Genomic DNA, 16,441 nt, shown 5'->3' with positions numbered 1-16,441 from the left:
ATAAACACCTCCATGCCATTCCCGAAATTCAAAACCACTGTTTCAAGTTATAAAAAATATTCTATCACACTATTCCTTGATTTCAAATATTTTTTTAATTGACTTGCGTTTCTTTACTAAATATTTCATAATATTAGTACCATTTAATAAAACTCAATTCCCGAATTATGAAACTAAAAGGAGGGTATGAATTGAAATATTCGATAAAACCTTTTCACGATCACGCGATTTATATTTCTTTTGGCGATGATATCCAAGAAGATTATTTGTATTATAGTCAAGCCATCATTTCGGATCTTGAGAGTATACTTCCAATCGGCTATGTGGAAGCAATTCCGGGATACAACAATCTAACTATTTTTTACGATCCCATTAAAATTGCAGAGCAATATCACACAGAAAATATGCAGCAACATTTCATAAAAGAGATTGAGCAAAGGCTCAAAATGATTGATCTAGCTAATCCGATTGCACGTGATATCATTTCCATTCCAGTCTGTTATGGCGACCAATTTGGACCTGATTTAAAATACGTTGCCGACTTCCACAAACTGTCCGTGAAAGAAGTGATACAAATTCATAGTGAAAAAATATACACGGTACATATGCTAGGATTTGCTCCCGGTTTTCCTTTCTTAGGCGGGATGGATCCTACAATTGCTACACCAAGAAAATCAACACCGGCTGCGGCGATTCCTGCTGGCTCAGTGGGCATTGCCGGTGTTCAAACAGGTGTCTATCCGATTGAAACACCTGGTGGTTGGCAAATCATCGGGAGAACTCCGACTTCATTTTTTCAACCAACAAAGCATCCTCCCTCTTTATTGACAGCTGGGGATAAATTAAAATTCCATCCGATTACAATGGAGGAATTTGTCGAACTGGAGGGGGAAAATCGATGATTACAATCCTCAATAGCGGAGTCCATTCCTCAGTCCAAGACACTGGGCGTTGGGGCTTTCAACAATACGGGATGGTTGTGAGCGGGGCAATGGACAACAACGCTTTAAAAATAGGCAATTTATTAGTTGGGAACGAGCTAAACGATGCTGGAATTGAAATCACTTTTGGATTGACAACGATACAATTCGAGTCCGACCGGTTGGTAGCGATCACAGGTGCAGATGCATCTCCACTACTCAATGACAAACCTGCACCATTATGGCGTCCTTTTATTGTAAAAGCGGGAGATCGATTGCAATTTCAAGGTCCCAAATCAGGCTTGAGGAGTTATATCGTTTGCGCAGGTGGTTTCGACATCCCGCTTGTGTTAAACAGTAAAAGCACATACGAAAAAGGAAAATTCGGTGGCTTTAATGGGAGATCGTTGCAAAAAGGTGATGCCATTAAGCTTCAGCCAATGAATGAAATGCAACGAAAATTGTTCGAGGGGCTGAGCAAGCGAAAACAGCACTTGGAATGGTCGGTCAATTTCGAGGACTTTTGCCGCTTCAAGAAGAAGAATACTATTCATGTCATTCCAACTGGGCAACATGATCTATTTGATAAAGAGAGCATTGCCTATTTCGAAACAGCGACTTTTACAGTTTCGAATCGTTCTGACCGGATGGGATGTCATCTGGAAAGCGACAAGCAATTACAACTAACAAATCAGAAAGAGTTATTATCAGAGGCGGTCGCTTTTGGCACGTTACAGGTTCCGCCAAGTGGCAAGCCGATGATTCTATTGGCAGACCGACAAACAACCGGCGGATATCCTAAAATCGGCCAAGTAATGTCAGCTGATTTTTCGGTACTTGCCCAAATGAAACCGACCGACCAAATTCAATTCCGCTATATTGAAGTGGAACAGGCAGAACAAGCACTATTACAACAACACAAAGTGTTTCAACAAATAAAGCAAGCTGTTGCGTATAGGTTGAAACATATTTGAGGAGGAATTCCATGTTTACCGAAGAGGAAATACAGTTACTTCAAAAGTTATTGAAAGTCATTGATAATAGTTCTTTACGTTCCGGTACATTAGAGAAAGAAGGCTTTACCATTCAGTTCAATAAAGACAGTGGTACATATTTAAACGCCCCCCTGCCAAATGAGGAGACCTTCACTTCAACCATCCCATTAAAATCCGAGGATGCTCAACCTGCAGTTGAGACAAATAAAGAGGATGCAACGATTGAGTGTAAAGCTCCTTTTCTAGGTACACTCCATTTACATAGCAATAATGAAGAAAAACCGATGATCCATGTAGGTCAAAAAGTTAAAAAAGGTGATGTTTTATTTTCAATTGAAGCCATGAAACTGTTGAACGAAGTTCATGCAACGGTAAATGGGGAAATTACGGACATTTTATTTGGACATGGGGACCTAGTCCAATATGGGGATGTTGTCGTTCGAATAAAGGAAAGTGGTACCGATGATTAAAAAAGTGTTAATTGCCAACCGAGGAGAAATCGCCGTACGTATTATACGGACCTGTCGGGACTTGGGCATTAAAACCGTCGCTGTATACTCTGAAGCTGACCGGGATGCACTGCATGTCCAATTAAGCGATGAAGCGTATTGCTTAGGACCTGCCGCTTCACAAGACAGCTATTTACGTCAGGATCTACTCATTCACCTCTCTTTAGTAACAAAATGTGATGCTATCCATCCCGGTTATGGATTTCTATCTGAAAATGATCACTTTGCCGAGATGTGCGAGCAAGTCGGCATAATATTCATCGGCCCTTCTTCAGCTGCCATTCGATCGATGGGTGTGAAAGATGAAGCGAAACTAATAATGAAACAATCTAACGTTCCTGTCGTTCAAGGTTCGGAAGGCTTAACGAATACTGTGGATGAAGCGATAGCAATCGCCGACCGAATCGGCTATCCACTCATTATAAAGGCGACAGCCGGAGGCGGCGGAAAAGGCATTCGCCTTGTTTATGGAGAAGATCAACTGATCGATCAATTCCAATCTGCAAAACATGAAGCCTCTTCCGTTTTTAATAACGGTGGCGTTTACATCGAGAAATACATCGAACATTTTCGACATATCGAAGTACAAATCGCTGCCGACCAGTTTGGAAATACGATTCACTTAGGAGAACGGGACTGCACGACTCAAAGGAGGATGCAAAAGCTTATTGAAGAAGCCCCCTCCCCCGTCATTGACGAAGAGTTAAGATTGCAATTAGGAGAAGCCGCGGTTCGTGCAGCAAAAGCCGTTAACTATGTTGGAGTCGGAACAGTTGAGTTTATTTATGATTCGATTGAGCGTCAGTTTTATTTCATGGAAATGAATACAAGACTCCAAGTGGAACACACCATAACAGAAGAAGTAACGGGAGTCGATTTAGTTGAATTGCAGTTTCGTATTGCGAACGGCGAACCACTTCCTTATAAACAAGAAGATATAAACTGGACAGGTTGGTCAATCGAATGCCGCATTAACGCGGAAGATCCTCTTCATAATTTCATGCCAAACCCTGGTCCTATTTCCTTTGCACATTTACCAGCCGGGCCGCATGTCAGAACGGACAGCGCCATATATACAGGCTATACAATACCGCCCTATTACGACTCAATGATTGCCAAAGTGATCGTTCACGGTTCAGATCGGACCGATGCTATTCACAAAATGATTCGGGCATTGAAGGAACTGAGAGTAGAGGGGGTACCTACAACAAAGGACTTCCTACTGTACGCCCTTCAGTTTGAGGAGTTTCAAGAAGGTAATTTTAGATCTAATTTATATGAAAAGATTATGGATGGATTTAATAGCAGATAAAATTGAAAAAGTACTTGAGCGATTAGGCCCAAGTACTTTTTTAATTAAAAAATATAAATTTATGAGACCTTACTATTGTTACTTTTCATATCCAATTCCTTCCGAAATCTTTTTCGCAGCCGCTTTAACCTTTTCACTTAAATGCTCAACCGCGCTATCCGAAAACTCAATTTCGATGCCCGCCACACTTAAAGAACCGATCGCCTTTCCTTCACTATTATAAATAGGTGCTGCAATTGAAGCCGTGTGATTCTCCAACTCGGATTTACTGAACGTATATCCTATTTTTCGTGCATCTTCAATAGACGCAAGCAATTGTTTCCGGTCTGTAATCGTGTTGTTCGAGTAAGCTATAAATTCAACACGTTCTAGATATTCTTCGATAAATTCATCTGATTGAAAAGACAAAACCGCTCTGGCACAGGCACCTCCATATAATGGACTCCTTCTGCCAACGGAAGTATACAGTTTAACCTTTTGAAGCTCATCAATCTTTTCGATATAAATCGCTTCGTCCCCTTCCAATATCGTTAAATTGACTGCTTGATGTACTTCACTATGCAACCGACGCATGATTGGCTCAGCAATTTGCCTTATATTCATCCGGCTGGAGACAAGGTGACCAAACGTTAAAAATATTGTACCGAGCCGATACTTTGTATCTTCCTTCTTCTCCAAAAACTTCATTTCCTCTAAGGATAGTAACATCCGATATACAGAGCTTTTCGGCATCCCCGATAGTTCAACGATTTCTTGGAACGTCAACTCCGGGTGATCTGTAAATAGATATAATAGTTCCATAGTACGGATGACTGTCTTATTCATAATCGACATTGAGCTGCTCCTTTTTTCTACTAATAGGTGTAATTCTACTGATTCTAATTTCACATATGTATATCATACAGACATTATACATTATTAGAAGATTCATTGATAACTGAAAAATAAACGAGTGATGATAAACACCCAGCGAGTGATGATTACTCAAGAAAAAGTCAGCCATTCTCCGGCTGACTTTTCCTTTTGACGTTATTTCGGACCACGATATTTATCGGATTTCACATAATAGTTCTCATGGTCAATTCGATCCCACTCGGTTTTCTGGTATTGACTATTTTTTAAACGTTTATTAATGTCGTCCATATTAAAAGGCTTATATTCTTGTGCTTCTGCCCACGCACGAATCGACGAATAATCCGGATGAGCCGGGTCGTGGTAAACAGTCAAAAAATGAGCGTATCCGGGCGGACCCCCAACATCTTCAGGAGGTGCTGTACCCTCCCCTGCAAGAACGGTCGGGAATCCGAAATAGTAGTCTTCTACAATCTCCTCAAGATCCACAATGATGCGCCAATCGTCTCCCGAATCATAGCGATATAACAATTGACCATTCGATTCCAAATACTTATCGATCTTCAGATGGGAAGGTTGTTTCAACGTCAATCCATTAAACCCTTTCTGATACTCTTCATGCATCAAAGGATTATTTGTAATGAAAAGCCCATCTACCTCTACATTGAAGTAATGGTACGGCTCATCAATCCACTTGCTTTGAAAGTTGGTGACTTTTTGAATCATTTCATGTAGGCGATTAAACGTTGCCCCCGCAGGCATAATAACCCTTCTCCAAATTGGCGGATCGATCTCTTCAAATGTCAGTTTGACAATATATGCTTTCATGGAAACACCTCCACTTAACAGCCTTTAGTATCAATACTAGTTCTCAACTTCGAAAATAGCCAGCATTGTACGAATATCCGGAGCAGTGCGTTTATTCCTTCCTCTCCTGGATCCGCACGATAGCTTTCTTCCCGTTGCCTTCTTCCTCAACAAGGTCGCCGGTCATTTTCTCGCCATCCTCACCATACTTTTCAACTGCTGTAGCGAAGAGCGTGTTGCTCATATTCGTTTCGATCGTGATCTCGTACTCGTCTAGATTTTTAATACGTGAATCGGTCTCCGGATTTTCAAAAATGATGCTGAACGATCCATCAGGATTAACATTCGTATGACCAATAAAACCTGATGTAATATAGCCCGGCAGAATGGCACGGCCTCGCAAATTAGTTCCTTCCAATAGATTACTTTCACCATCTACGTAAATATATTGCTCATCTTTCACAACTTTTGTCGGCTCGATCCGAATCGTTGTGGATCCATAATCATCTGGCTTATTCCAATTGGGCGGAGTAATTTCAACCTCGACCAAACCTTCCTCTCGAGGCAGTACAACAATCGCGGATGCTTTATGGTACACAATTTCCTTCATCTTATAATCATACTGGCGAATAAAAGGCCCTTCCAGATTCTCGCCGGATTCCCCGTAATGCTCTTTGATCTCTTTATTCTGGCTCGCCGGCTCAAATTTCACTTCCATCGTAATCAACCCATCCACCTTGTCAGGCAGCTTCGTTTCGTACGTAAAACTCCCGTCCCGTTCAACAATCGCCGTCCGGTTGCCGCCAATCAGCACACCTTCCACCCAATTCATGTCTATGTATAACTTTGTCCCTTCAAGCAGATTCGTCTGCCCTTCCACTTTTATTTCCCCACCTTCAATAGACGCGGTGCCGGAAAACTCAATGTCCATTCCTCCTAAATGCTCAGCAGGTTTGATGATTTCAATTTCTTCTTCCTCATCCGTCTCCCCCTCCACACTTTCCTCTGCATTTTCCTCCTCGGAAGTCACGACGTCCTCATCAGGTGTTTTCGCCGCCTCGGCCTCCCCCTGATCCGTCTCTTTCGTGCAGCCGACTAATAAGAGGGCTATGAACAAAGCTGTAATTAGTATTTTTAATGGCTGTCTCATTTTTAATAAACTCCTTCTCTCTTAAAGATCCTCTTTATTCTACGGGAAGAACGCAATACAGTTTCAGCTAACTTGGGAGAACGGGCAAAACAATTCTTTCGACATAAACAACGAGAGAAGGACCATAGACTCAAACCGGTGCCTGTGCAAGAGGCATTTATGACAATTCACTTCCGTTCATAAAAACACAGCAAAAAGCCAGCCATTTGCCTAAATGACTGACTTCACATCCTTGCAATATACAACTGCAGTGAATAAACTGAATAGTTTGCTGCACAGGCACCCAATAGATTCTGCACCCGAAAGATTCAGAAAACAAACTCCAACAAATAAATGACCAACGGCCCTAACATGACGATGAACATCGCTGGGAAGATGAAGAACATCATGGGGAAGATCATTTTGACAGGGGCTTTCATAGCTAGTTCCCGGGCCAATTGTGTTCGTTGTTCGCGGATTCGTTGCGTTAATGAGCGCAACGCCTTCGCCATGCCGACGCCCAATATGTCCGCTTGAATGAGGGATGTAATGATGCTTTGGAATTGATGGACAGGTACACGGCTCCGTAAATCGGCGAAGGCCTCTCTTCTCGATTTGCCGAGCTCCATATCTCGGAGCGTTTGGAGGAATTCATCGGATAAAGGGCCTTTCATTTGCTTGCACACTTTCATGAGCGACGCATCGAGCCCCATTCCTGCCTCGATTGACAGATTGACCGTGTCGAAGAAATCCGGCATCATCTTCTGGATGGCTAGCCTTCGCTTCGTAATCAACCTACTTATATAAAAGGACATGTTATACATGTAGAGAACAGCCATGGATGTAGAAAAGAATAATAGGGGGAATAAAGTAAGAAAAGGCATAAACACAAGGATATGGACAAGAAAGACGGTCGCCCCGACGAGAAATTGAAGTAGCCGAAAATCGATTGGCGTCAACCCCAAAGGATACCCGGCTTCACGTAGCCGCTCTTCAAGTGCCTTCTTTTTCGCGGGCTTGGTGCGCCTCTCGATCACAATCTTCAGTCCGCGATTAATACTCTCCAAAGCACCCCAACTTTTAGCCTTTCTACGTTCAGCTCCCTCGTCCTTATTCACAACTTCATCCATGTCGAAATAGTCGACAACTCTCCTGTAGATCACAATTTCCTGCTTAAACAGTTGAAGGAGGATCGCTCCGATGATGAGCGTGCAAAACAACGACCCGAATACGATGAATAACACGGAAGCCACTTGCTACACCTCGATATTGACAATTTTTTTAATCCACAACCAACCAAAGATGATGCTGAACGATCCATAAATGACCATCACCCAACCGACCGGATGGGAAAACAGCTTCTGGAAGTACTCCGGATTCACTAACCTGATATAAAGAGCAAGTGCAAGTGGCAAAATTGTTATGATGACAGAAGACATTTTTCCTTGTGCAGTCAATGTCTTAACTTCCCCTTTGACACGTGCACGGTCGAAGATAATGTTCTGCATCGTCTCCAATAAATACGCCATGTTTCCACCCGTTTTTCGCTGCACAATCAACGTATTCAAGACGATCTCGAGCTCTTTTTCTGGAAGCCTATCCAGCAGATTTTGAAAAGCGTCTTCATATGATAAACCTAAGTTGATTTCCTGAAGGGTTTTCAAGAACTCCGGACCGAGCGGTTCCTCGATCTCATCTGCGACCATTTTCATCGCTTGCATGAAACTGAAGCCAGCACGCATGGCGTTTGCAATGACTCCTAAAGCCTCTCCCAGTTGGTAGGACGCCAATTCGAGGCGTTTTTTCCTTCTTCTCTTAACGTAAAAAATGGGAAGATAAAAACCAATAACACCCATAATTGCAACAATCAAAAAATTCATCTCATAGTAATTGCCAATCATAAGAACGAGTATGACAATGATCACACGGCCGATAAACAACTCTCCGAGCGAAAGATTTACTCCAGACTGGAGGAGAAGCTTTTCGTTCTTAGACAAGTTGAGAGCTGCTTCAATCGCTTTCGCAAGCTTCTTAATCGGAGATTTGCTACTCTTCTCTTTCTGCCCTTTCCGCTCCTCCCCTCTCTTCACATCCTCCCACTCAATATAAGTTCTCAGCCTTCTTTCAAACTTCCTTTTTTCCATGACAAGATGAATGACTAGACGGAAAAGCAACGTGCCGACAATGAATACGACCAAGGAAAGGATTAGGAGCTTCGTCATTCCTATACTCCTTTCCACTCGTACTGGTTGCCGGAAACAGCAATCTTTTCATAACAGTAAGGACGGATGCCCGTCGGTGCAAACTTTCCTACGATTCTACCAAATGCGTCTTTACTCGTTTGATAGACGAAAATATCCTGTAGTACGATATTCTCGCCTTCCATTCCAAGCACTTCTGTAATTTTCGTTATTTTCCGAGAACCATCCTTCAGCCGATCCTGTTGGACAATTAAATCCAAAGCTCCAGAAATCTGTTCACGGATTGCACGTACTGGCAAGTCGAACCCCGCCATGAGCACCATCGTTTCAAGTCTTGCCAATAGATCCCTTGGCGAATTCGCATGCCCTGTCCCCAAGCTGCCTTCATGCCCCGTGTTCATCGCCTGCAACATATCCAATGTTTCCGCGCCCCGCACCTCACCGATAATGATGCGGTCCGGGCGCATCCGTAAGGAGTTTCGGACTAAATCGCGAATCGTGATTTCGCCTTGCCCTTCAATGTTCCGCGGACGGGATTCCAAAGAAACGATATGTTCCTGGGAAAGTCTTAGCTCCGCTGCATCCTCAATCGTCACAATCCTCTCTTTGGTGGAAATGAAGGAGGATAAGACGTTCAATGTACTTGTCTTTCCTGACCCCGTTCCGCCGCTGATGAAAATATTAAGCTTTGATTCCACTGCCGCCTTCAAGAAGTTAGCCATATCTTCACTTAACGTATTCATGCGCAGTAGATCATTAATTGTAAAGGGCTCCTTGGAAAACTTCCGGACCGTGAGCGTCGGACCATTCAAGGCAAGTGGCGGAATGATGGCGTTCACCCGCGAGCCGTCGGGCAATCTGGCATCGACCATCGGAACACTTTCATCGATCCGCCGTCCGAGCGGTGCAACGATTTTCTCTATGACACGCAGTACATGCATGTCATTTTGGAATGATACATTCACTTTCTCAATGACGCCACCAATTTCAACATAGACGGCATCCGGTCCATTCACCATTACCTCAGTGATAGATGGATCCGCGAGCAGAGGCGATATCGGGCCATAACCCGTCAATTCATACGTGATGTCATGCTTTAGCTGTTTCTTTTCCTCGTAGGAGAGTTGATTCGCTTCTTCGAGAATAAATTCATCGGCCAGTTCTTCAATGAGCGGTTCCAACTCAACACCTTGATGTACCGGTTTTTTCAGTTCATCCACAAGATGATTGTGGAGCCGGATCCATAGATCGCTGGACGTCTTGGTCGGTTCAATCGGTTGTAGCCGCTTTGCCTGATTTGCTTCCGGTTCCTGTTGATTCCCACCGAGCCGCGATAGCAATGACATTACGCATGCCCCCCTGCATGAGTGACAATGTTAGCCGGATTCTTCTTGGACGATCGCACGTCTGTGCGTACAAAAACGTCGGCCATGTTCGTGAAATTCTTCGCGATGCGGGAGCGAGGTTGGGAAACACGAATCGGTACACCAGCATTCGCAGCAGTCGTCATCAACTTTTCCTTCGCAGGCAATGTTGCGAACAGCTTCAATCCGAGAACTTGTTCAACAGTGTTGATCGACAGCCCTTTCACCGTGAACTGACGATTCAGTACCACTCTTACACGATTTTCTAGTTTCAATAAAACCAAAGTTTCTATAAGTAATTTAGTATTTTTCAACGTCGGGAGATCCATATATGTCATGACGAGAATTTCATCCGAACTTTCGAGTGCCACAATGCCGATTTCACCCATATGACTCGACACATCGATCAAGATGATATCAAACCGCGGCTTCAATGCAGCAATTGCACGCCTCACATCATTTCCCGTAATGACTTCAGCGAATTCTGGACGCTGGGGGGCGGCTAATATTGAGATTCCCTGTTTGGAAAGTGTTAAGTATTCCTCGATCCGTTTTCCCTCTTGATCCTCTTTTACCCAATCATAGATTGTCCGCCTTGGGCTCGCGTCCAAAAACAAGGACACATCTCCGAACTGTAAATCCAAGTCAATGATGGCGACCCGTTTCGATTGTTTAGCAAGTGCGACAGCCAAATTGACTGCGACGGTCGTTTTGCCGACCCCGCCTTTAGTGCTCGCAACCGTTATGACCTTTGCATTTTTTTGAGTAGCAGGCTGTTTCTGTTGCAGGGCGTCCCTTTTATTCATCGCATGGCGAAGATCTTCCTGTATTTTTGACGAATGGTTATCGAGGAAAATGACGTCATCTGCGCCTGCCCGCATGGCGCGCTTCATGTCGAATCCATCTTTGGATTCAAATACGAACAAAATTGGCGTTGTACTAAATGACTGAGAAATTTTTGAACATATGCTGTACACATCTACAAAATTGATATTCGGCAACAGGACAACACAATTGCCCGCGACAGCTGTCAAATGCTCAAATAGCTTCGTTTCATTCTCAATCCATTCCAACTCCAAATGACTATCCGCTGCAATCTCTTCCAACCTGTACGCCCATTCGCCATTTCCAGTTAAGGAGATCAATGTACTCATCTTGGTCTAAACACCCCTTCATGCAAATCATCTTCATGCACATGCGTTCGATCCGGCTCGATTGCATGATCCCCCTCTTCCCGCAACAATAAATGAAGATCATACTTTGTCGCAAAGCTCAATGTCAGCCCCTCGACTGGCGTTACTTCAATTGTCACCATCTGATAACGCTTCATCGTTTCAGGATCATCCGCCGCGTGACCAATCGCCAACACCTTCACGTCTTGCAATAAAAGTGTTGCCGCATCATGCTGCAGCTCCTTCTGCTCTTCGGGCACAGCAAGAATAGCGACGACATCTACATGTGCACCAGGCTCAATAAACCCCGCCACTCCTTGCACATCCGTCACTGCAATCGTCATCGCCCGCTTGCCTTCCGGTATCGGAAGCATCTCATTCTTCGGCTCCTCCTCAACTTCCTGTACCTCAGGCTCCACTACGACCGGCTCCTCAATAACGACTGGGGCTTTCTCTTTACTGACATCATAATTTTTAATAATGACATACAGCATACCAGCAGCTAGGAATCCAAATATGATTGCCACTAACCAGACTTTCTTCGGGTTCAACCATTCACCTGCTTTGTATATTTTTTGTTATTTTGTGAGTTTTACTCTGTAGATATTGGTCTTCGTTCCCTTGTCATCAAAAGTGCCACTTGTGACGTAATTCATGAAAACTCCTTTTACTATGTTGTTATGCTTCCCTTCAAATCCGCTGAGCCAAAAGGCCGCGAAATGTCGGATTTCGACTTTATCAGACCTTCCGTTGGGGAACTCACTTACAATGGGCACTAATACTACCCTGCTACAGGAATTATCTGCAGTCTCGAAATTATTGCAATAAGTTTTATCTGGGTTATTTTCATCAAGTTTAATTCTATAGTTGAAAGCATTATATACATTCCCACCCAAATTCCCCGGTTCTGGATAAATCTGATCTTTGATTGCAAATACAGACTTACTACCATATTTCACCGCATCTTCCCAACTATCCTCTCCTCTTCCGTCTAATGAAAGGAACCCATGGTTACCATTTATTTTATTTGCATTATCAAGGTTTAAAGCAAACTCATTTCCATGTGAAAGGTCGTACTTTCCATCCTCTAGACCAATTGGTACAATTCCACCCTTTTGCACTAATGCCGAATAAAGCAGCTCTGCTCGAGCCACGGCGTTAATATCTGTACTATTTACTCCTAAAACCCTCGCGAAAGTCATTTCCTTATTCACTTTCTTTTCGATTTCAATAAAGTAGTTTCCTGTGCTCATCTCTTTCGAATCATCGACAACATCATATCCATTCTTCAGTGCAAGGGAAATCGCAGTTGTTTTTGCTTCTTCCTCAGATACTAACAAACGATGTGCTCCACCAAGAACAGCAGCGTCCAATGCTTTTTGCAGTCTACTTTTTTCAAAGTAAATCGCGCCTACATCGATGACCAACGCAGTGAAACCAAGCAAGACAATGATGCTGAGTGCGACAAGGATCTTCGCCACTCCACTTTCGTCTTTTAAAGAAAACAGTAACGCATTAATTTTACTTCTCATCGTTCCACCCTCATTGATTTTTTTCCGGGGTCCAATCAGAAGACTGATAAGGGGCGATAGATCTGTAGGTTTGTTTATTTGACAAGTTTTACACCATAAATGTTGGACTCTCCTCCGGGCTCGAATGTGCCGCTTGTTACGTAATCAATGAAGTGACCTTTTATTGTCTGACCTTGGACGGAATCAATCCAAAATGCAGCAAAGCGGACGATTTTCACTTTGCCACCTCCACTCAAATTATCGTATGAGTCTACCAATGGAATAATGATAACTCGGCTACATTCATTATCTGCCGTATCGGGAGAATTGCAATGCGTTTTGGTTGCATCTCGCTTTATCCGTTCCTCTATTGCCTTCTTCACATTCCCCCATGTTAGCCCTGTCTCGGTAGGAACATCCATGCCTTCTTCCACTTCAGTCTTGCTTCCATTTAATATTGATTCTTCTACGATCGAACCACCAGGACCATCTATGCCAAGGAAGCCAAAGTTTCCTTTTTTCGCTTCTCCTGGATTGAAGTTCAAGTCATACGGCCCATTCTTTTCAAAGTTATCATCCTGTAAACCAATTGGGGCGACCCCGCTTCGCTTCACTAACCCCTGTACTAATTTCACGCGAGCGACCGCATGAATATCGGCTTCATTGAAACCTAGCACTCTCGCAAAGGTCAATTCTTTAGGAACGGTTTTCTCAATTTCAATATAATCTTCCCCGGTCGTCACGTCGTTTTTAACAACATTAAATCCATTTTCCAAAGCAAGTGCAATAGCCGTTTCCTCCGCTTGCTCCTTGCTAACCTTCAAATGCTGTGCGCCTCCGAGTACTGCTGCATCTAATGCTTTTTGTAGCCTGCTTTTTTCGAAGTAGATGGCACCGACATCGACGACTAAGGCCGTGAAGCCAAGCAAAACGACGATGCTAAGAGCGACAAGTATTTTCGTTACCCCGCGCTCATCTTTCAAGGTAAACAGCAACGACTGATTAATCTTTCTCATCACTCCACCCTCATTACAGTTTTGTTTTCCAGCTCAATGGGTCCACTCAGATGACTAATAAGAGGCATTAACAGATCAATAGAATATTTCAATGTAATTGTGACCTCGCTCCCGCTTGGTCGATTTGATTTCCCTGACGGCGAGATAGTATGCGTCACTTTATCTTTATTAAGGCTGCTCGTCGCTTGTTCTATCCTTGCAGCAATTTCAGTATCCTCAGCTCCAACCGTCGCAACTCTGGCAGCTTCTCTACCTGCATGGTCGAGTGTTAAATAAGCATGAAAAACCCGACCGAAGTCGGTAATGCCGAATAGTAAAATCAAAAGAATTGGTATTATGAATGCCGCTTCCACCAACGCCTGACCTCGTTGTGATTTCATATGTAAACCTCCATCAAAAATGCAATCAATGCGCCGACCGCAATCGGAACGGCATAGGGAATTGAGAGAGTTCCATCCGTTTCACCAAGATCCCCTAGAACCTTTCGATTTTTAAGGAACCTGAATGAAAACAAAATATGTTTAATCGTGAAACCGAGCCTTTTTCTTTTCAGTAAAATGAACAATGCAATGAGTCCGCCAATAGCTGCTCCGTAAAGGGTTGCATAAAATACAAATACAGCGCCTTTCCAAGCGCCGATTGCTGCTAATAGTTTTACGTCCCCAGCACCGATTCCTCCCATTATAAACGGAATGATCAGCAAGCCAAGACCGACCAAAAATCCGATACCGCTAAAGAAAAAGCCGTCAAGACCTGAAGTTACCACATGAAAAAGGAAACCCGTTAAAATGGCTGGTAGTGTTATAATATTCAAGACCTTCCGACTTCGTACATCCGTTACAACTGAAATGATAAGAATTACCGCAAGTGCTATATTTGCCATCCGGATTTCTCCTTTCATGTGGAAAATAGCCCAACTGTAGTCGGGCTATTTTCTAAACTGTTTAATTAACTAGCTTAAGGCGTTGTAGTACCTGCACCCTGCAATTCAGTTAAAATCAGGTTAAACAATCTGTCTAACTCTGGACCTATGAGTGCAATCGTTCCAATCACCACAACTGCAATCAACCCAACCAATAACCCATACTCCGTCAGCGCCTGCCCGTCTTCTTCTTTCCATAGTCTTTCTAACCAGTTCATGATCTTCCTCCTTCAATTATCAGTACAAGGGATTATATTAGGTGAAAACTTGTCCATATTACTGGAAATCCAGATATTTTTTCTTAGGAAAATTGGTATTCAAATAAAGTATTAGTCCTACAACTCTCTCGCTTGTCCACTGCATTTTTACAATTAATAAAGAATAAGCTAGTTAAAAAGGAGGGTTGATAGTTATGTCCAAAACTATTTTCCTGCCATTCCCTATCAATCGTGCAGATACTGCTTGGTCAAGATTTGTAGGTCTATTGAGTCACAAAGGACCTCTTGTCGATAAAGGTCTTCTCCTAACACCATGCAATTCCATCCATATGTTTTTCATGTGGCATCCCATTGACGCCGTTTTCCTCGATAAATCAAACTGCGTTGTTAAAACAGTGTCTTATCTCAAACCGTGGCGAGTCATACTTCCCGTCAAAAATGCCCACTCCACGCTGGAGTTGCCCGTTGGGACTGTGAAAAAGGAGAAGATCCGTGTCGGGGATACTATGCAATTTAATAAATAGTTGTGCTGGTACCTGCAAGGCGGAATTGACTATAAAAACGCAGAAAAGCCAATCAATGTCGAATTGATTGGCTTTCCGTTTTTCATTTATTCAATCTAGCAATCCGAGCTTCTACCTCTTCCTTCGTCGGCATACCCGTTTGCGCACCTAGTTTTTCAACAGACAAAGAAGATGCTGTATTCGCAAACTTCACTGCATCATACAATGCATATTCATGACTGATCGCATATGCCAAGGCGCCGTTAAACGTATCTCCAGCACCTGTCGTATCGACTGCATTTGTCGGAATGGCTTCAACATGAATATGCTTCTCTCCATCAAAATAGCGAACGCCATCTTTGCCCAACGTAACGATCAATTGATTCGGGTACATTTCCAGTGCTTCCTCCAGCTGAACGCCGAATAGTTGCTCACATTCATAATGATTGGGCGTCATGTATCGAACGCCCGAAATCATGTCTTTGTCGAAGAATTCAGCCGGGGCTGGATCCATGACGACTGGGACATTCAACTCCTCACATATTTTCAACACCGATTTAACGGTTTCCGGTAAGATTTCCAGTTGCATGACGACGACTTTGCTCGCTTTTATAACATCTCTTAATCCTTCAATCGTTTGCGGTGATAATTCATAATTTGCACCGGGCACGACGATAATTCGGTTATCGTTTTCAGATAAGATGATATTTGCGATTCCAGTAGATTTGTCCGAAGAACGCGATACATTAGCAGTATCTACTCTTTCTTCATTTAAGTTTTGAATTAATTCAGTTCCGAAACTGTCATTCCCGACACACGCTATCATGTGGACGTTCCCACCTAGCCTTGCAGCTGCAACCGCTTGATTTGCACCTTTGCCGCCCGGAAACGTATAAAAGTCTTTCCCTAAAATCGTCTCCCCGTTTTCCGGAACCCTCTTTGTATCGACGACCAAATCCATGTTCATACTTCCGATGACCGTTATCATTTTCTTCACTTCTTTCTGCTTC

The 16,441-nt window shown here is 43.3% G+C and carries 19 protein-coding genes; 5 read left to right on the top strand and 14 right to left on the bottom strand.

The window, feature by feature from the left end:
• Window positions 1–191 precede the first annotated feature (191 nt).
• The 4 genes from pxpB to accC are packed head-to-tail and all read left to right on the top strand — an operon-like array spanning window position 192 to window position 3,736.
• Window positions 192–902, top strand: coding sequence for a 5-oxoprolinase subunit PxpB (pxpB, locus tag MHZ92_RS08445; protein ID WP_239431229.1), 711 nt, complete (start codon window positions 192–194; stop codon window positions 900–902).
• Window positions 899–1,894 (top strand): biotin-dependent carboxyltransferase family protein, encoded by a 996-nt coding sequence (locus MHZ92_RS08440; RefSeq protein ID WP_239431228.1) that lies wholly within the window; start codon window positions 899–901, stop codon window positions 1,892–1,894. The genes pxpB and MHZ92_RS08440 overlap by 4 nt, the downstream gene beginning before the upstream one ends.
• 11 nt (window positions 1,895–1,905) lie before the next feature.
• On the top strand, window positions 1,906–2,385 hold the full coding sequence (locus tag MHZ92_RS08435) for an acetyl-CoA carboxylase biotin carboxyl carrier protein (RefSeq protein WP_239431227.1): 480 nt from the start codon (window positions 1,906–1,908) through the stop codon (window positions 2,383–2,385).
• Window positions 2,378–3,736, top strand: a complete 1,359-nt coding sequence (gene accC / locus MHZ92_RS08430) for an acetyl-CoA carboxylase biotin carboxylase subunit (protein ID WP_239431226.1) — start codon at window positions 2,378–2,380, stop codon at window positions 3,734–3,736. The genes MHZ92_RS08435 and accC overlap by 8 nt, the downstream gene beginning before the upstream one ends.
• 78 nt (window positions 3,737–3,814) lie before the next feature.
• Here accC and MHZ92_RS08425 read toward each other — a convergent pair whose 3' ends face one another.
• The 13 genes from MHZ92_RS08425 to MHZ92_RS08365 all read right to left on the bottom strand — a co-directional run bounded on the left by MHZ92_RS08425 (window position 3,815) and on the right by MHZ92_RS08365 (window position 14,928).
• Window positions 3,815–4,570 (bottom strand): IclR family transcriptional regulator, encoded by a 756-nt coding sequence (locus MHZ92_RS08425; RefSeq protein ID WP_239431225.1) that lies wholly within the window; start codon window positions 4,568–4,570, stop codon window positions 3,815–3,817.
• Window positions 4,571–4,765: 195 nt separating this feature from the next.
• A complete protein-coding gene (locus MHZ92_RS08420) occupies window positions 4,766–5,416 on the bottom strand; it encodes a plasmid pRiA4b ORF-3 family protein (RefSeq protein WP_239431224.1) in 651 nt (216 codons plus the stop codon).
• Window positions 5,417–5,507: 91 nt separating this feature from the next.
• Window positions 5,508–6,545 carry a hypothetical protein gene (locus MHZ92_RS08415; RefSeq protein ID WP_239431223.1) on the bottom strand — a complete coding sequence of 346 codons (1,038 nt, stop codon included), beginning with the start codon at window positions 6,543–6,545 and terminating at the stop codon, window positions 5,508–5,510.
• 308 nt (window positions 6,546–6,853) lie between these two features.
• The gene (locus MHZ92_RS21585) at window positions 6,854–7,777 is read right to left on the bottom strand and encodes a type II secretion system F family protein (protein WP_239431222.1); all 924 of its coding nucleotides are present in this window, start codon (window positions 7,775–7,777) and stop codon (window positions 6,854–6,856) included.
• Between the two features lie 3 nt (window positions 7,778–7,780).
• On the bottom strand, window positions 7,781–8,746 hold the full coding sequence (locus MHZ92_RS08405; RefSeq protein WP_239431221.1) for a type II secretion system F family protein: 966 nt from the start codon (window positions 8,744–8,746) through the stop codon (window positions 7,781–7,783).
• 2 nt (window positions 8,747–8,748) lie between these two features.
• Window positions 8,749–10,071, bottom strand: coding sequence for a CpaF family protein (locus MHZ92_RS08400; protein WP_239431220.1), 1,323 nt, complete (start codon window positions 10,069–10,071; stop codon window positions 8,749–8,751).
• Entirely contained in the window at window positions 10,071–11,243 is a 1,173-nt protein-coding gene (locus MHZ92_RS08395; RefSeq protein ID WP_304649572.1) for an AAA family ATPase, read from the bottom strand. The genes MHZ92_RS08400 and MHZ92_RS08395 overlap by 1 nt, the downstream gene beginning before the upstream one ends.
• Window positions 11,240–11,812, bottom strand: a complete 573-nt coding sequence (gene cpaB, locus MHZ92_RS08390) for a Flp pilus assembly protein CpaB (protein ID WP_239431219.1) — start codon at window positions 11,810–11,812, stop codon at window positions 11,240–11,242. The genes MHZ92_RS08395 and cpaB overlap by 4 nt, the downstream gene beginning before the upstream one ends.
• 27 nt (window positions 11,813–11,839) lie before the next feature.
• A complete protein-coding gene (locus tag MHZ92_RS08385; RefSeq protein ID WP_239431218.1) occupies window positions 11,840–12,793 on the bottom strand; it encodes a Tad domain-containing protein in 954 nt (317 codons plus the stop codon).
• Window positions 12,794–12,867: 74 nt separating this feature from the next.
• Window positions 12,868–13,788 carry a pilus assembly protein TadG-related protein gene (locus MHZ92_RS08380; protein WP_239431217.1) on the bottom strand — a complete coding sequence of 307 codons (921 nt, stop codon included), beginning with the start codon at window positions 13,786–13,788 and terminating at the stop codon, window positions 12,868–12,870.
• Complete coding sequence (locus tag MHZ92_RS08375) at window positions 13,788–14,168, bottom strand: TadE/TadG family type IV pilus assembly protein (RefSeq protein ID WP_239431216.1); 381 nt, start codon at window positions 14,166–14,168, stop codon at window positions 13,788–13,790. The genes MHZ92_RS08380 and MHZ92_RS08375 overlap by 1 nt, the downstream gene beginning before the upstream one ends.
• Window positions 14,165–14,671, bottom strand: a complete 507-nt coding sequence (locus MHZ92_RS08370; RefSeq protein ID WP_239431215.1) for an A24 family peptidase — start codon at window positions 14,669–14,671, stop codon at window positions 14,165–14,167. Before MHZ92_RS08370 ends, MHZ92_RS08375 begins: the two co-directional genes overlap by 4 nt.
• A 74-nt stretch (window positions 14,672–14,745) precedes the next feature.
• Complete coding sequence (locus MHZ92_RS08365) at window positions 14,746–14,928, bottom strand: Flp family type IVb pilin (protein ID WP_239431214.1); 183 nt, start codon at window positions 14,926–14,928, stop codon at window positions 14,746–14,748.
• Window positions 14,929–15,122: 194 nt separating this feature from the next.
• On the opposite strand from MHZ92_RS08365, the gene MHZ92_RS08360 reads away from it, so the two are divergent.
• Complete coding sequence (locus MHZ92_RS08360; protein ID WP_239431213.1) at window positions 15,123–15,452, top strand: DUF192 domain-containing protein; 330 nt, start codon at window positions 15,123–15,125, stop codon at window positions 15,450–15,452.
• An 82-nt stretch (window positions 15,453–15,534) separates the two neighbouring features.
• On the opposite strand, the gene rbsK is transcribed toward MHZ92_RS08360, so the two are convergent.
• Window positions 15,535–16,419 carry a ribokinase gene (gene rbsK / locus MHZ92_RS08355; protein ID WP_239431251.1) on the bottom strand — a complete coding sequence of 295 codons (885 nt, stop codon included), beginning with the start codon at window positions 16,417–16,419 and terminating at the stop codon, window positions 15,535–15,537.
• Between the last annotated feature and the right edge of the window lie 22 nt (window positions 16,420–16,441).

This window comes from Sporosarcina sp. ACRSL (assembly GCF_022346605.1).
Lineage (GTDB): Bacteria > Bacillota > Bacilli > Bacillales_A > Planococcaceae > Sporosarcina.
This window is presented reverse-complemented; position numbering and strand designations above follow the sequence as displayed.

Coding starts and splice junctions, on each gene's coding strand:
- MHZ92_RS08415 (WP_239431223.1), bottom strand. CDS start 6,545: ATGAGACAGCCATTAAAAATACTAATTACAGCTTTGTTCATAGCCCTC.
- MHZ92_RS08375 (WP_239431216.1), bottom strand. CDS start 14,168: ATGAAATCACAACGAGGTCAGGCGTTGGTGGAAGCGGCATTCATAATA.
- MHZ92_RS08425 (WP_239431225.1), bottom strand. CDS start 4,570: ATGTCGATTATGAATAAGACAGTCATCCGTACTATGGAACTATTATAT.
- MHZ92_RS08405 (WP_239431221.1), bottom strand. CDS start 8,746: ATGACGAAGCTCCTAATCCTTTCCTTGGTCGTATTCATTGTCGGCACG.
- MHZ92_RS08435 (WP_239431227.1), top strand. CDS start 1,906: ATGTTTACCGAAGAGGAAATACAGTTACTTCAAAAGTTATTGAAAGTC.
- MHZ92_RS08365 (WP_239431214.1), bottom strand. CDS start 14,928: ATGAACTGGTTAGAAAGACTATGGAAAGAAGAAGACGGGCAGGCGCTG.
- MHZ92_RS08400 (WP_239431220.1), bottom strand. CDS start 10,071: ATGTCATTGCTATCGCGGCTCGGTGGGAATCAACAGGAACCGGAAGCA.
- accC (WP_239431226.1), top strand. CDS start 2,378: ATGATTAAAAAAGTGTTAATTGCCAACCGAGGAGAAATCGCCGTACGT.
- MHZ92_RS08370 (WP_239431215.1), bottom strand. CDS start 14,671: ATGGCAAATATAGCACTTGCGGTAATTCTTATCATTTCAGTTGTAACG.
- rbsK (WP_239431251.1), bottom strand. CDS start 16,419: ATGATAACGGTCATCGGAAGTATGAACATGGATTTGGTCGTCGATACA.
- MHZ92_RS08420 (WP_239431224.1), bottom strand. CDS start 5,416: ATGAAAGCATATATTGTCAAACTGACATTTGAAGAGATCGATCCGCCA.
- MHZ92_RS08360 (WP_239431213.1), top strand. CDS start 15,123: ATGTCCAAAACTATTTTCCTGCCATTCCCTATCAATCGTGCAGATACT.
- MHZ92_RS08380 (WP_239431217.1), bottom strand. CDS start 13,788: ATGAGAAAGATTAATCAGTCGTTGCTGTTTACCTTGAAAGATGAGCGC.
- MHZ92_RS08440 (WP_239431228.1), top strand. CDS start 899: ATGATTACAATCCTCAATAGCGGAGTCCATTCCTCAGTCCAAGACACT.
- MHZ92_RS08385 (WP_239431218.1), bottom strand. CDS start 12,793: ATGAGAAGTAAAATTAATGCGTTACTGTTTTCTTTAAAAGACGAAAGT.
- MHZ92_RS08395 (WP_304649572.1), bottom strand. CDS start 11,243: ATGAGTACATTGATCTCCTTAACTGGAAATGGCGAATGGGCGTACAGG.